The following is a 13,502-nucleotide window of genomic DNA, read 5'->3' as shown; positions in this document are numbered from 1 at the left end:
GGGCACCGCTGGTGCCCTTATTCATATCTGATGTTGGCGGTGATTAGTCGCCAGCGCTCAAGCGCATGTTCATATAGCCGTTCACCGAAGCCATGAGATGGTTTAACTCATTTTCAAAGAAGTGGTTCGCCCCTTTGATATTGTCATGGTGGATGGTGATGGCTTTTTGGGTTTTGAGCTTCTCAACCAGTTTCTGGATCGAAATCGGCGTCACCAGATCGTCCTGATCCGCCTGAATGATCAGGCCAGAGGACGGGCAGGGCGCGAGGAAGGAGAAGTCATACAGGTTCGCTGGTGGCGCGACCGAGATGAAACCTTTTATCTCCGGGCGGCGCATCAGAAGCTGCATGCCAATCCACGCACCGAAGGAGAAGCCGGCAATCCAGGTGCCGGTCGAATTCGGGTTCATGGACTGAAGCCAATCAAGCGCGCTCGCAGCATCCGAGAGCTCGCCAATACCTGCGTCGAACTCGCCCTGACTGCGACCAACGCCGCGGAAGTTGAAACGAAGCGTCGCAAATCCGCGGTGCGCAAATGCGTGATACAGATAGTAGCTGATCTTCTCATCCATCTTGCCGCCATATTGCGGGTTGGAGTGCAGGACGAGAGCGACAGGCGCGGTTTCGGTTTTGCCGGGCTGATAACGGCCTTCAAGACGGCCGGCCGGTCCACTGAAAATAATTTCGGGCATCTGTGATCTTTTTGCGCTTTAGGTTAATTGTGCATGATATGGGCAAGGCCCACGATGGGTATTGAAACCCGTATATAGAATTTTGACACCGAATCGCAAGCAAACTCGTGCACGCACGTGAATTTAGAATTGAATGCGGCTAGGATGAAGCTTATGTCAGGCGCTATGAAAAGCATGATTTATCTTGATTATAACGCAACCGCGCCGATCCGCGAAAACGTGATCGCTGCTGTGGCTGGTGCTATGGCCACGGTGGGCAATCCTTCTTCGGTGCACGGCATGGGGCGTGCAGCGCGAGCGAAAGTCGAAGAGGCCAGAGCACAAGTGGCTGCGCTTGCAAATGCGCGCCCGCGTGACGTGGTGTTCTGTGCAAGCGGTACCGAAGCCAGCAATACGGTGATTCGCGGCGCAGGGGCAAAAAGTCTTATCCTGTCGCCGATTGAACACGACTGTGTGCGTGCCGCCGCCAAGGAAAGTGGGCTTCCTGTTTTTAAACTCAAGGTAAATGCGCACGGTGTTGTTGATCTTGCCGACCTCGCTCAAAAGCTCGAGGAGGCACCAAAGCCCGCGCTGGTCTCTGTCATGCTTGCCAATAATGAGATGGGCACAATCGAGCCAGTGGCTGAAATCGCAGAGATCGCCCACGCACATGGCGCACTTGTGCATACGGATGCAGTGCAGGCGGCTGGCAAAATGATGCTCGACCGCAAAGCGCTGGGCGCTGATTACCTGACGCTTTCCGCACACAAGATTGGTGGCCCGCAAGGGGTAGGGGCGATTATCCTCGCGCCGACTGCCCCGCTCAAAGCGCTTATTCCCGGCGGCGGGCAAGAGCTGTCCCGCCGGTCGGGGACCGAGAATGTGGCCGGTATTGCGGGCTTTGGCGTCGCCGCGCTCGAGTGTATGGCGGATATCGGCCGAATGGCGGAGCTTGGTGCCATGCGCGACCGGATCGAGCGCGAAGTGAAAGCGTACGGCAACGATGTGGTAATTGTGGGGGAGGGCGCGCCGCGCTTGCCGAACACCATCTGCATCGCCATGCCTGGCGTGAAGGGTGAAACCCAGGTCATGCATTTTGACCTGAACGGGATTTGTGTGTCTTCTGGCTCAGCGTGCTCCAGCGGTAAGGTGAAAGTCAGCCATGTGCTGACCGCGATGGGATACGGTGCCGATGTTGCTGAAGCGTCAATCCGCATCTCGCTCGGTTATGGCACCAAGGAAAGTGATGTTGATGCCTTCCTGAAGGCATGGACATCGCTCTACGACCGTATCCGGTCACGGAGGTAAGCGTGACGGTTAAAACCCCGGTATATTTGGACTATCAGGCAACCACGCCGCTCGACCGCCGCGTGCTTGATGCCATGATGCCCTATCTGACCGAGGTTTTTGGCAACCCGCACTCCAGCACTCACGCTTTTGGTTGGCAGGCGGAAGCCGCGCTTGATATCGCCCGCGAGCAAGTTGCGGGGGTTATCGGTAGCGCGCCAGAAGAGATCTATTTCACTTCCGGTGCCACGGAAGCCAACAACCTCGCACTCAAGGGCATCATGGACGTCTGGGGCAAAAAACGTCCGCATCTGGTGACTGTTGCAACCGAACATAAGTGCGTGCTTGAAGCCGCAGCGGCATGTGAACGTGCCGGTTACCGGGTGACGGTGCTACCGGTGGGGGCGGGTGGCCTCATCGACCTGGATCAGCTCTCAGCGGCGGTATCGGACGAAACCGCGCTGGTGTCGGTGATGGCCGTGAATAACGAGATTGGCGTCATTCAACCACTTGCTGAGATTGGGCAAATCGCCCATGCGCATGGCGCGCTTTTCCACACAGATGCCGCACAGGCGTTTGGCAAGGTACCACTGGATGTAGACGCCATGAACATCGACCTGATGAGCATTTCGGGGCACAAAATTTATGGGCCCAAAGGCATCGGGGCGCTTTATAAACGTAAAGGGCGCCAAACCGCGCTGACACCACAAATGAGTGGTGGAGGGCAGGAAAGCGGCGTTCGTTCGGGCACCCAGGCACCAGCGCTCGTTGCCGGCCTCGGCAAAGCGGCGGAAATTGCGGCCAATGAGATGGCGCAGGAACAAGGCCGCCTCGCGCAACTGATGCAGGGCTTCAAGTCGAAACTCGTGGCCGCGATACCAGACCTGATCATCAATGGTGATGAGGATGCACGATGGATCGGCAACCTGAACATCACAATACCGGGCGTGGACGGCGATTTGCTGCTCGCCAGCGTCCGCACGCTTGCGGTTTCAAGTGGTGCGGCCTGCGCCTCTGCGGTTAGCGGCCCATCCTATGTGCTTGCAGCCCTCGGTCGCACCGATGCTGAGGCACAAGCATCGCTCAGGATCGGTATCGGCCGTTTTACCACGGTAGAAGAAATGAACTATGCCGCTGATACACTTGTGTCAGCCATCACGAAGCTGAAAGGACAAGCTGCATGAGCCAGGTAACCGTGACGTTCATTCACGCCGACGGCAAGGAGCAGGCGGTAACGACCGAGGCTGGCGCAACCGTACTTCAGCTCGCCCACGAAATCGGGCTTGAGATGGAGGGCGCATGCGAAGGCAATATGGCGTGCTCAACCTGCCATGTGATTGTTGACGATGCTGACTTTGACAAGCTGCCTGAGGCCAGTGAGGAGGAGGAAGAAATGCTCGACCTTGCGCTTGGCCTCACGGCGACCTCCCGCCTTGGATGCCAGGTCGTCCTCACGCCAGAGCTTGACGGTCTTCGGCTGCACATCCCGCAAGCAACACGGAATATGATGGGCTTCTAGTCCGCCTCGAGGATCTTTTCAAACTGCTCGTTGATGATTTTGGCGATGCTGTTCAGTGGCTTGGTCATCAACTGTGCGCGGAAATCATCACCCGACATATCCATATCACCATGGATTGGCTTGTGCATATGCCGTGTCGCACGCCAGACCACGACGATGTCTGAGCTGCGCACACGCGCCATGCCCACGGTGGGGTAATCATCATAGAGCCGTGCAAGAAAGCGTTCGTTGGTGTTTGAGCCGCCCTCAATGATCCAGAAGCTCTTTGGTGTGGACAGCGTAAGACTGGCGTTGAACGCGCGCACCATCTCATCAAGCTTGTCGTGGGTGCGGAAACAGAAAAGCGAGATGGAGCCGCCCACGGGACGCGTGGTCAGGAACTGATCAGCGGTCATCTCCATGCGGCTGATCCCGGCTTTCTCAAGCGGTGCAAGGTCAAAGTCCATGCGCTCGCCCACAACAACGGCGCGCGCGGGTTTGGCGTGCACCGTCATCGAATTGACGGACGGCCAGAATTCCACGCAGGTGCGGGGCCTGTAAAAACCGGCGATCGATTTTGTGATATTCTCAAGGCTGCGGGGCAGCTCCTGCCACGGCTTGTTCAGCCGTTTTGCGCCCAGCTCTTCGAGTGGCTGGTCGAAGTTCGCCCACACCCAGTTGGCTTCCCATTTCATCAGGCCAGAAGACCATTGCAGGCGCTTGGGCCCAAGAATGCGCTGCTTGAGGTTCAGCACGTCAGCGATGAGGCAGTAGTCGAAATTCACCTTGTCGGCGCGCCCCATGATGGTCACACGCCCCTGAAATTCAGGGATCAGGACAAGTGTGTGCAGGGCGGAGCCTTCGATGCCAGCGATATGCTCAGCGTCTGCCAGCATATCGACCTGTTCGCGGATGGAATGTTCCTGCGGGTGGTAAAGGGTCCAGCCGTTGAGCTCCAATATACGCTCGAACTCAGGCTCGTTGAACACAATGCCTTTGTCGAGCTTGGTGCGCGACAGCCAAACCTTCTTGCCTTTCACGGGCGCACAGGCACCACGCACTTTAAGTGCTTTGGTCTGCGGCTCAGTATAGCGGGTGTGGATGATGTAGCCGTCGTGCGGCACGAACAGTTCCTCAACGCTCGTTTGCTCTGTGATGATGTGCATCGGGTTTTTGACGCCCAGCAGATCAAAGAGCTCGCGCTGCATCGCGTTGAATTCACCCTGATTGTGAACGCCAAGCCACAGGATGGGCAGGTCAGGGTTTTCCTTGATGTACCAGAGCCGTGACAAGCTCTCGAGCAGGAAGTGACCATAGTGCGGGAACAGATAGCCCGCAAAGATGTATTGGCCTTTGAGGTGATGCTTGGTCTCGCCAACCTCACGTGGCAGGTTCATGCGCGAGGTATTGATTTCGGTGCCCGTTTTACGGTCCCAGTCACCATTGATGAGCACAGCACCTTGCCTGTACTGACGGATCAGGAACGCGTGTTCAATAGGCTGATGATCCCGGTCGAACACACCACCCTTGGCACCGCCCGCAAGAAATGCCTGGTCCTCACAACCGTGCAGTGGCAGCAGGATCGCGTCAGTGTAACAGGGGGTGTCAGGTGTGGTCGTCACGGCAAACTCATGCAATCAGTTGTCAGGTGTATGTGTGAATATGGAACATTGCCGGGCTTGGCAAGACATCAGCGTCTTTAATCTTGAACCCACAATATTGAAATTGCCGTTGCACGAGTGCATATTCTCAAAGTGCGGAGTTAAAAGAAATAAAAACGCGAGGAATGACCATGACAAGGAATATGATTTTCGGCGGCGTGCTTGTGGCAGTGGTGGCCATGATGGCGATCAGCTATCTGTTTTCGCCTAAGGACACCTCCAGCAGTGATGGCTGGGGCATGAAGGTCACTGTATCGGGGGACGATATCGTGATTGAAGAAAATACCGTGCGCACGTCAAACGGCGACGTGAATTGCCGTAAAAACGGTGGTACGGTTACCGTCACCCGCGAAAGCGGTCAGGAAGTGACCATCATTTGTGATTGAGTGATTGCACAGTCTGCCCAAACAGTCTGCCCTGAGCGCTATTCAAAGCGCTCGGGCAGGTGATCGTCGTCCACAAGGTCGGTAAAGCGGGTGCATTCTTTCTCGAACGCAAGGTGCACGGTGCCTACCGGGCCGTGACGCTGTTTACCAATGATAACCTCAGCCTTGCCGTATAGCGCCTGCATCTGCGCTTGCCACTCGGCATGCTTGGTCTGCTCGCCTTCGCCCGGCTGTTCCTTTTCCTTGTAATATTCTTCACGGAACACAAACATCACCATATCCGCGTCCTGCTCGATGGAGCCGGATTCACGAAGGTCAGACAGCATTGGGCGCTTGTTCTCACGCTGCTCCACCGTACGGCTAAGCTGTGAAAGGGCGATAACCGGAACATGAAGTTCTTTCGCCAAACCTTTGAGACCACGGGTAATTTCCGAAATTTCCTGCACACGACTTTCGCTCGCGGTACCTTTGCCAGACCCACGAAGAAGCTGAAGGTAATCGACCACGACAAGGCCCAGGTTGTGCTGGCGCTTGAGCCGTCGCGCTCGGTTCCTCAGTGCTGCGATGGTTAGCGCAGGCGTGTCATCGATAAAGAGTGGCGTGTCCTCAAGCTCAATTGCGGCCCGCGCAATGGCTTCGAACTGGTCTTCCTTCAAGTGACCCTGACGCATCTTGTGTGACTGGATCGGCTCCGGGCCATTATAGTTACGGTTCGCGACATCTGAGAGAATACGGGAGGCCAACTGGTCGGCAGACATCTCGAGGCTGAAGAAACACACAACCGCACCCTTTGAACGTTCGTGCGGGATACCTTCACGTTTGTCTTGCGCGTAGCGTTTGGCAGCATTGAAGGCGATATTGGTGGCCAGTGCCGTTTTACCCATAGCGGGACGACCGGCAAGAATCACAAGGTCAGAGTTGTGCAGGCCGCCAATTTTCTCGTTGAGGCGCGTGAGGCCCGTGTCGATACCCGACAGGCTGTCTGGGTCCTTGTACGCATTCTCGATGTTCTCAACCGCGGTGCGAAGCGCGCGGGAGAAGGGCTGTGCACCGCTCTCAGCTTGGCCAAGTTCGGCGAGGTCAAAAAGCTGCTTTTCAGCGTCTGAAATCTGCTCGCTCGCTTCGGCATCAACCGGCGCATCATAGGCGTCGTTGACCATTGTCTCACCAATCTGGATGAGCGCGCGGCGAAGCGCGAGATCATAGATGGTACGGCCATAGTCTTCGGCGTTGATGATGGTGGCGGCAGATGCCGCAAGGCGAACGAGGTAGCGCGCGCCGCCAACGTCCTTGAGCGCCTCGTCATTTTCGAAATAGGGTTTCAGTTTAACCGGATCTGCGATCTGGTTTTTGTCCATCAGCTTAAGGACTGCAGAATAGATGCGCCCGTGAACCGGCTCATAGAAATGCTCAGGCAGCAAAAAGCCCTGTACCTTCTGGGCAGCTTCATTGTTGACGAGGATCGAACCCAACAGTGCCTGTTCCGCCTCGAGGTTATGGGGCGGTTGGCGGTAGGTCATCGAGTCTTGTTCGTCGTTGGCAGCGTCAGATTTGAGCGCTTCCATGGGTAAGCCTCCGTTGGTGGGCGTTTCTTCCTGAGCCCGGGATTTATTCATCTGCGAGTCTGTGCCGCTGTCCCGGATGTGGCGGGCACCATCGCACAGGGCAGGGTATCACAAAACAGCTAATTCGGGTTATCCACCGGGAAGTTTTCCACAGGGGTATAACTCTGGGGATAACTTGGGGATGCCATGTCTTCGGGCAAAGAAAAAGGCGGCCAGAAAGCCGCCTTTTCCTGAATTTGATGTGCGAGAAGCTTACGCGTCAGCTTTGTCAGCGTCTGCAGCTACTTCTTCAACCGCTTCTTCCGGAGCTTCGTCTTCGAAGAGTTCTTCAACGTCGTCTTCTTCAACGAAATCTTCGTCGTCAGCGAGGCCGGTTACAGCCGAACCCGTTGCGAACTGGGTCTCAGCTTCAGCGTCACTGCGTGCGATGTTCACAACAACCGTTTTCGAAACTTCCGGGTGCAGACGGATTACAACGTCGTGCAGGCCGAGGGTTTTGATTGCGCGGTCAAGAACAACTTGGGTACGGACAATTGCAACACCAGCTTCGGTAACAGCTTCAGCGATATCACGGCTCGAAACCGAACCATAAAGCTGACCGCTTTCACCAGCAGCGCGAACCATGACGACCTTGAGGCCTTCCATTTTCGCAGCAACGGCTTCAGCGTCTTTGCGGCGCTCGAGGTTTTCTGCTTCCAGGCGAGCCTTGTCGGCTTCGAACGCAGCTTTGTTCGACGCGGTAGCGCGAAGAGCTTTGTTCTGCGGCAGCAGGAAGTTACGGGCAAAACCGTCACGGACAGTTACGATATCGCCCATCTGGCCGAGTTTCTCGACGCGTTCCAGCAGGATGACTTCCATTTTATGTCTCCTTGGGGTGAGCGATTAGCTGACGATGAACGGCAGCAGGGCGATGTTACGGGCGCGTTTGATCGCTTTAGCGAGCTCACGCTGTTTCTTTGCGGAAACAGCCGTAATACGGCTCGGAACGATTTTGCCGCGCTCAGAAACATACTTCTGAAGCAGTTTTACGTCTTTGTAATCAATTACTTGTGCGTTTTCGCCGGAAAACGGGCAGGTTTTGCGACGACGGAAAAATGGACGACGAGCAGCCATTAGCGGGGTTTCCTTTCGCCACGAGGCTCGCGCGGACCGCGGCGCTCTTTATCAGCTTTAGCGCGAAGAACGATGCTTTCGCCTTCTTCGAGTTCATCAACGCGGATGGTCATGAAACGAATAACGTCTTCATGAAGGCGTGCTTGACGCTCCATCTCAGCGACCGCAGCGTGCGGCGCATCAATGTTCAGAAGAACATAGTGGCCTTTGCGGTTTTTCTTGATTTTGTAAGCGAGGTTCTTGAGACCCCAGTATTCGGTCTTAGCGACCTTGCCGTCATTCTCCTCGATGATCTTGGAGAGATCGGCCGTGATGCCTTCCACCTGCGAGGCGTTTACGTCTTGCCGCGCGATGAAAACATGCTCGTACGTAGCCATGTTTTGCTCCTGTATGCTGATCGTTCACCGGTCGCGATGACGGGTGCCTCCAGCTTTCCTTAACAAACATCCTGTGCCATAAAGCGTGCGAATAAACACATCAGCCCAGACTCAGGACGCGCCTCTATAACGCTGCATATTGCCAAATGCAAGGGAAAGCCTGCATTTTGCGAATTAATTGCTGTAAAGTCTTGCGTGGACGCTACGGCTTATGCCATTTGGCCCTAGATCACAGAAGATCAGAAGGGCAATTGGAGGTGCTGATATGACCCGTGCACTCGTGTTCCCTGGCCAGGGCAGCCAGTTTGTGGGAATGGGTAAAGCGCTCGCGGACGCTGAAAAAGCGGCGAAGCTTGTATTCGAAGAGGTAGATGACGCGCTTTCGCAGCATCTCTCCAAATTGATGTGGGACGGGCCTGAAGAAGATCTGCGCCTGACCGAGAACACCCAACCAGCCCTGATGGCCTGTTCGCTCGCGGTTATCCGCGTGCTGGAAGCCGGTGGCGTGAAGGTTGAAGATATCGCGAGCCATGTGGCTGGCCACTCCCTTGGCGAATATTCCGCATTGGCAGCAGCCGGTGCATTCTCCGTTGCTGATGCTGCGCGCCTGCTGAAGCGCCGCGGCCAGGCCATGCAGCGCGCTGTGCCGGTGGGCGAAGGCGCGATGGCCGCCATCCTTGGCCTGAGCCTCGAAGATGTGAACGCTGTTGTTAAAGAAGCCGCTGGCGATCAGGTTTGTGTTGCTGCAAACGACAATGCTGACGGGCAGGTCGTTGTGTCCGGCCACAAGGAAGCTGTCGAACGCGCGATTGAAATTGCAAAAGCAAAGGGCGCCAAGCGTGGCCTGCTGCTGCCTGTGTCTGCACCATTCCATTGCCCGCTGATGAAACCAGCGGCTGATGAGATGAAGGAAGCGCTCGCGGACGTGACGGTGAACCGCCCGGTTGTGCCGGTAATCGCGAACGTGATTGCAGCGCCGATCAGTGAGCCTGAAGGCATCCGTACACTTCTTATTGAGCAAGTTACGGCAAGCGTGCGCTGGCGTGAAAGCGTTGCCGCCTTCTCGTCACTGGGCGTGCATGAAGTTGTTGAAGTTGGTGCCGGCAAGGTACTCACGGGCCTCGTGCGCCGTATTGATAAAGAACTGGCTTGCGTAAACCTGCAGGACCCGGCGGATATCGAAGCCTTTACGGCAACGCTCTAAGATCAGGGGAATTTGAATGTTTGACCTTACAGGCAAAAAAGCGCTCGTAACTGGCGCGACCGGCGGCATTGGCGCCTCAATTGCCCGCACGCTTCATGCAGCAGGCGCTGAAGTTGTCATCTCTGGAACCCGCGCAGAAAAGCTGCAGGATCTCGCCGCTGAACTTGGTGAGCGGGTGCATGTGATCGCGGCGAACCTTTCGGACCGTGCGAGCGTGGACCAGCTTGCAAAAGAGGCTGCAGACGCCATGGGTGGCATTGATATCCTCGTGAACAACGCTGGTATTACAAAAGATACGCTTGCCATGCGCATGAAGGATGAGGACTGGGACAGCGTCATGCAGGTCAACCTCGAAAGCTCCTTCCGTCTGATCAAGGCAACCATGCGCGGCATGATGAAATCCCGCTGGGGCCGTGTGGTGAACATCACCTCGGTTGTTGGCGTGACCGGCAACCCGGGTCAAGCGAACTACTGTGCATCCAAGGCCGGTATGATTGGTATGTCGAAAGCACTGGCGGCTGAGCTTGCGAGCCGCGGCATTACTGTGAACTGTGTTGCACCCGGCTTTATCGCGACCCCGATGACCGACGTACTCACGGACGAACAAAAATCTGCCATCACTGGTGGCATCCCTTCGGGCGAGCTTGGCACGCCGGAAGATATCGCAACCGCAGTCTTGTATCTGGCGTCACCAGAGGCCAAATATGTGACCGGTCAAACCCTCCATGTGAATGGCGGATTGGCGATGATCTGATCTTGTCCGTCTTTATGCCATTTTTGATTGGCAGGATGAGACGGAACTTGATAGTGGTGAGGGCTGAGGCGCTTGCCACAAAAACATAACAGAGTCTTCTCAAAGAGGGGAAACTGTGTTACTAGCGCCCTCGATGCGGGCGATCTGGCGCAAGATTGCTAGGATTTCCGCAACACGAGGGGGCTTCATAAACTAGGGACTGTCCCCTTACATTTCGGTGTAGAAAACGAGGAAAAAAGCAATGAGCGATATCGCCGACAAGGTGAAAAAGATCGTAGTTGAGCACCTTGGTGTTGACGAAGACAAAGTAACCGAAAACGCCAGCTTCATTGACGATCTGGGCGCAGACAGCCTTGATACGGTTGAACTGGTCATGGCGTTCGAAGAAGAATTCGGCATCGAGATCCCGGATGATGCGGCTGAGAAAATCCAGACCGTGAAAGACGCGATCGACTTTATTAGCGCGAATTCCTAAGCTGGATCTGCTATTTCATGGGGGCAACAGCCGAGCCGGTTGAGGTTGGCTGTTGCCCTTTTTCATTTTCTGTCTTTTTGGGCTGGTTATAAATTGAGGATCGACAGATGAGACGAGTGGTTGTGACAGGTCTGGGAATGGTGTCGCCGCTGGCAAATGGCGTCGATGAAACCTGGAGCCGACTTATCGAAGGTCAATCTGGCGCAGGTCAAATCACACAGTTTGACGCAAGCGATTACCCTTGCCGCATCGCGTGCGAGGTTCCGCTTGGCGACGGGTCGAACGGCACTTTCAATGCTGACGACTGGATGGCGCCGAAGGATCAGCGCCGCGTTGATACATTCATCGTATTTGGTATGGCCGCGGCCATGCAGGCAATCCGCGACGCTGGCTGGGAAGAGCCGGGCGAAGAAGAACTGCTGCGCACCGGTGTCATGATCGGCGCCGGCATCGGCGGCCTGAAGTGGATTTCCGAATCCTCCATCCTGCTGCACGAGCGCGGCCATCGCCGCATCAGCCCGCACTTTATCGCGGGTTCGATCATTAACCTCGTGTCCGGCAACGTGTCGATCAAATACGGTTTCAAAGGTCCGAACCACGCGGCTGTAACCGCATGTTCGACCGGCGCACACTCCATCGGCGACGCTGCACGCCTCATCATGCTTGATGATGCGGACGTAATGGTCGCGGGTGGTGCAGAAGCCTCGATTTGTGCAATTGGCATGGCGGGTTTTGCCCAGGCTAAAGCACTGTCGACCAAATATAATGACACGCCTGAAGCGGCATCCCGCCCGTGGGACAAAGGCCATGACGGCTTTGTCATGGGCGAGGGCGCAGGCATCGTTGTGCTTGAAGAGCTTGAGCATGCGAAGAAGCGCGGCGCGAAAATCTACGCTGAGATCGTCGGTTACGGCATGTCCGGTGACGGCTATCATGTGACCGCGCCGGCGCCAGACGGCAACGGTGGTTACCGTTCGATGCAGGCTGCACTGAAGCGCGCGGGCCTCAATCCTGAGGATCTCGATTATATCAACGCGCACGGCACCTCAACGCCGGTTGGTGACCCGATCGAGTTTGGTGCAGTGAAACGTCTGCTCGGTGACGCGGCGTCCAAAGTTGCCATGTCCTCGACAAAGTCGTCCATCGGTCACCTCCTGGGTGCCGCTGGTGCTGTTGAGGCCATCTTCTGCATCAAGTCGATTGAGACCGGTGTAATTGCGCCGACACTCAACCTGCATGAACGCGCAGAAGGCTGTGACGGCATCGACCTCGTGCCGCTGGTGGCGCAGGAGCGCAAGGTGAAGGCCGCATTGTCGAACTCGTTCGGCTTCGGCGGCACCAACGCTTCGCTCGTGGTGCGGGAATACAACGGCGACTGATTTTCGCCCTGAAAGATAAAAGACCGGCTTTGGTGTTGGTGGGAAGGCTGATAGGCTAACTCCATGACCCAAAGCCGGTTTTTATTTGTCCTGAGCCTAGCTATAGCGCTGGCCCTGATCATGGGTGGCGTGGCAGTTGGTGTTGTCCGCATGATTCTCATCGCGGATATCCCGGCTACCCAAACAGAATATTTCTACATCAAACGCGGCAGCGGCCTGTTGCGCGCCAGTTATCTCGCTGAAGAGCAGGGGCTGGTGAAAGCCCGCTGGCACTTCTTGGCAGCTGCAAAGACTCTGGGTATGGAGCGGAGTCTGCAGGCCGGCGAGTATGAGGTGCATCCGGGCATGTCGCTTAAAGCCGTGTTTGAGAAAATCGCCCGCGGTGAGCGCTATATGCGCCGCATCGCAATCCCTGAAGGACTGAGCGCCAAAGAGGTTGACCAAATCCTGCGTGACAGCTTCGGGCTGGAGCTTGAGAGCTTGTCACTTGCCGCAGAAGGGCACCTTTTGCCTGACACCTATTTTTATGAGCGGGGTGACAGCGCAACGACTGTCCTGAAGCGCATGAAGGACAAGCAGAATGAGCTGCTGACCAGGCTTTGGGAGGAACGCGCGCCCGATTTGCCGCTCGATAGCATGGAAGACGCTATCATCCTCGCCTCCATCGTTGAAAAAGAAACCGGGGTGCCGTCTGAACGCGGGAAGGTCGCTGCGGTTTTCATCAACAGGCTCAAAAAAGGTATGCGGCTGCAATCCGACCCTACCGTCATATATGGCATCACCGAAGGCCTGCCGCTCGGGCGGGGGCTAACGCGCGCTGAACTCAATGAAGTAACACCCTATAACACTTACCGGGTTGCAGGCCTGCCGCCGACGGCCATTGCAAACCCCGGCGCTGAGGCAATCCGCGCGGTGCTGAACCCAGATGATGTGCCGTATCTCTATTTTGTTGCTGACGGCACCGGTGGCCACGCCTTCGCGACCAGCCTTGAAGACCATAACCGCAATGTTGCGCGCTGGCGGGCGTATGAGCGAAATTCGCGTCCCTGACCATTTCATCAGGATTTTGGGGTGCCGTTTCACGCATTGCTCGACTATAGTGCGTGGCTAAATGTTCAGTGGAAGGAATATAT

15 protein-coding genes are annotated in these 13,502 nt (G+C 56.1%); 9 read left to right on the top strand and 6 right to left on the bottom strand.

Features of this window, described 5'->3' with window-relative positions; genetic code table 11:
* Positions 1-43: 43 nt before the first annotated feature.
* Positions 44-691 carry an alpha/beta hydrolase gene (locus tag B150_RS0106615; RefSeq protein ID WP_020399111.1) on the bottom strand — a complete coding sequence of 216 codons (648 nt, stop codon included), beginning with the start codon at positions 689-691 and terminating at the stop codon, positions 44-46.
* A 153-nt stretch (positions 692-844) separates the two neighbouring features.
* Here B150_RS0106615 and B150_RS0106610 point away from each other — a divergent pair, with 153 nt between their 5' ends.
* From B150_RS0106610 to B150_RS0106600, 3 genes are read left to right on the top strand one after another with little or no spacing between them, the layout of a single operon-like run.
* Positions 845-1,978: a cysteine desulfurase family protein gene (locus tag B150_RS0106610; protein ID WP_202899724.1), complete on the top strand. Its 1,134-nt coding sequence runs from the start codon at positions 845-847 to the stop codon at positions 1,976-1,978.
* 2 nt (positions 1,979-1,980) lie between these two features.
* Complete coding sequence (locus B150_RS0106605; RefSeq protein WP_020399109.1) at positions 1,981-3,141, top strand: cysteine desulfurase family protein; 1,161 nt, start codon at positions 1,981-1,983, stop codon at positions 3,139-3,141.
* Positions 3,138-3,476, top strand: a complete 339-nt coding sequence (locus tag B150_RS0106600; protein ID WP_020399108.1) for a ferredoxin family 2Fe-2S iron-sulfur cluster binding protein — start codon at positions 3,138-3,140, stop codon at positions 3,474-3,476. The genes B150_RS0106605 and B150_RS0106600 overlap by 4 nt, the downstream gene beginning before the upstream one ends.
* Here the strand turns inward: B150_RS0106600 and B150_RS0106595 are convergent.
* A complete protein-coding gene (locus tag B150_RS0106595; RefSeq protein ID WP_020399107.1) occupies positions 3,473-5,077 on the bottom strand; it encodes a glycosyltransferase family 61 protein in 1,605 nt (534 codons plus the stop codon). The two genes, B150_RS0106600 and B150_RS0106595, sit on opposite strands and share 4 nt — an antisense overlap.
* Positions 5,078-5,247: 170 nt before the next feature.
* Here B150_RS0106595 and B150_RS0106590 point away from each other — a divergent pair, with 170 nt between their 5' ends.
* Positions 5,248-5,502 carry a hypothetical protein gene (locus B150_RS0106590; RefSeq protein ID WP_020399106.1) on the top strand — a complete coding sequence of 85 codons (255 nt, stop codon included), beginning with the start codon at positions 5,248-5,250 and terminating at the stop codon, positions 5,500-5,502.
* A 38-nt stretch (positions 5,503-5,540) separates the two neighbouring features.
* Here the strand turns inward: B150_RS0106590 and B150_RS0106585 are convergent, their stop codons facing one another.
* The 4 genes from B150_RS0106585 to rpsF form a co-directional block, all read right to left on the bottom strand.
* The gene (locus tag B150_RS0106585; protein WP_020399105.1) at positions 5,541-7,067 is read right to left on the bottom strand and encodes a replicative DNA helicase; all 1,527 of its coding nucleotides are present in this window, start codon (positions 7,065-7,067) and stop codon (positions 5,541-5,543) included.
* 252 nt (positions 7,068-7,319) lie between these two features.
* Positions 7,320-7,925, bottom strand: coding sequence for a 50S ribosomal protein L9 (rplI, locus tag B150_RS0106580; protein ID WP_020399104.1), 606 nt, complete (start codon positions 7,923-7,925; stop codon positions 7,320-7,322).
* A gap of 24 nt (positions 7,926-7,949) precedes the next feature.
* Positions 7,950-8,180 (bottom strand): 30S ribosomal protein S18, encoded by a 231-nt coding sequence (gene rpsR, locus B150_RS0106575; protein WP_020399103.1) that lies wholly within the window; start codon positions 8,178-8,180, stop codon positions 7,950-7,952.
* Entirely contained in the window at positions 8,180-8,557 is a 378-nt protein-coding gene (gene rpsF / locus B150_RS0106570) for a 30S ribosomal protein S6 (RefSeq protein ID WP_020399102.1), read from the bottom strand. Before rpsF ends, rpsR begins: the two co-directional genes overlap by 1 nt.
* A gap of 265 nt (positions 8,558-8,822) precedes the next feature.
* On the opposite strand from rpsF, the gene fabD reads away from it, so the two are divergent.
* The 5 genes from fabD to mltG all read left to right on the top strand — a co-directional run bounded on the left by fabD (position 8,823) and on the right by mltG (position 13,419).
* A complete protein-coding gene (gene fabD, locus B150_RS0106565) occupies positions 8,823-9,761 on the top strand; it encodes an ACP S-malonyltransferase (RefSeq protein ID WP_020399101.1) in 939 nt (312 codons plus the stop codon).
* A 16-nt stretch (positions 9,762-9,777) separates the two neighbouring features.
* Positions 9,778-10,515 carry a 3-oxoacyl-[acyl-carrier-protein] reductase gene (fabG, locus tag B150_RS0106560; protein WP_020399100.1) on the top strand — a complete coding sequence of 246 codons (738 nt, stop codon included), beginning with the start codon at positions 9,778-9,780 and terminating at the stop codon, positions 10,513-10,515.
* A gap of 241 nt (positions 10,516-10,756) precedes the next feature.
* Entirely contained in the window at positions 10,757-10,990 is a 234-nt protein-coding gene (locus B150_RS0106555; RefSeq protein ID WP_020399099.1) for an acyl carrier protein, read from the top strand.
* A 107-nt stretch (positions 10,991-11,097) separates the two neighbouring features.
* Positions 11,098-12,369: a beta-ketoacyl-ACP synthase II gene (fabF, locus tag B150_RS0106550; RefSeq protein ID WP_026168240.1), complete on the top strand. Its 1,272-nt coding sequence runs from the start codon at positions 11,098-11,100 to the stop codon at positions 12,367-12,369.
* Positions 12,370-12,519: 150 nt separating this feature from the next.
* Positions 12,520-13,419 carry an endolytic transglycosylase MltG gene (gene mltG, locus B150_RS0106545; protein ID WP_162139667.1) on the top strand — a complete coding sequence of 300 codons (900 nt, stop codon included), beginning with the start codon at positions 12,520-12,522 and terminating at the stop codon, positions 13,417-13,419.
* Positions 13,420-13,502 lie beyond the last annotated feature (83 nt).

It is taken from the genome of Kordiimonas gwangyangensis DSM 19435 = JCM 12864 (assembly GCF_000375545.1).
Taxonomy (GTDB): Bacteria; Pseudomonadota; Alphaproteobacteria; order Sphingomonadales; family Kordiimonadaceae; genus Kordiimonas; species Kordiimonas gwangyangensis.
The sequence above is the reverse complement of the archived record's forward strand: the minus strand, read 5'-3'. Positions and strand labels throughout refer to the sequence as shown.

Bases quoted from the DNA above. Each gene is read 5' to 3' on its own strand.
- rplI (WP_020399104.1), bottom strand. From the start codon at position 7,925: ATGGAAGTCATCCTGCTGGAACGCGTCGAGAAACTCGGCCAGATGGGC.
- rpsR (WP_020399103.1), bottom strand. From the start codon at position 8,180: ATGGCTGCTCGTCGTCCATTTTTCCGTCGTCGCAAAACCTGCCCGTTT.
- rpsF (WP_020399102.1), bottom strand. From the start codon at position 8,557: ATGGCTACGTACGAGCATGTTTTCATCGCGCGGCAAGACGTAAACGCC.
- B150_RS0106600 (WP_020399108.1), top strand. From the start codon at position 3,138: ATGAGCCAGGTAACCGTGACGTTCATTCACGCCGACGGCAAGGAGCAG.
- fabG (WP_020399100.1), top strand. From the start codon at position 9,778: ATGTTTGACCTTACAGGCAAAAAAGCGCTCGTAACTGGCGCGACCGGC.
- B150_RS0106555 (WP_020399099.1), top strand. From the start codon at position 10,757: ATGAGCGATATCGCCGACAAGGTGAAAAAGATCGTAGTTGAGCACCTT.
- fabD (WP_020399101.1), top strand. From the start codon at position 8,823: ATGACCCGTGCACTCGTGTTCCCTGGCCAGGGCAGCCAGTTTGTGGGA.
- B150_RS0106610 (WP_202899724.1), top strand. From the start codon at position 845: ATGTCAGGCGCTATGAAAAGCATGATTTATCTTGATTATAACGCAACC.
- mltG (WP_162139667.1), top strand. From the start codon at position 12,520: ATGATTCTCATCGCGGATATCCCGGCTACCCAAACAGAATATTTCTAC.
- fabF (WP_026168240.1), top strand. From the start codon at position 11,098: ATGAGACGAGTGGTTGTGACAGGTCTGGGAATGGTGTCGCCGCTGGCA.
- B150_RS0106585 (WP_020399105.1), bottom strand. From the start codon at position 7,067: ATGGAAGCGCTCAAATCTGACGCTGCCAACGACGAACAAGACTCGATG.
- B150_RS0106615 (WP_020399111.1), bottom strand. From the start codon at position 691: ATGCCCGAAATTATTTTCAGTGGACCGGCCGGCCGTCTTGAAGGCCGT.
- B150_RS0106590 (WP_020399106.1), top strand. From the start codon at position 5,248: ATGACAAGGAATATGATTTTCGGCGGCGTGCTTGTGGCAGTGGTGGCC.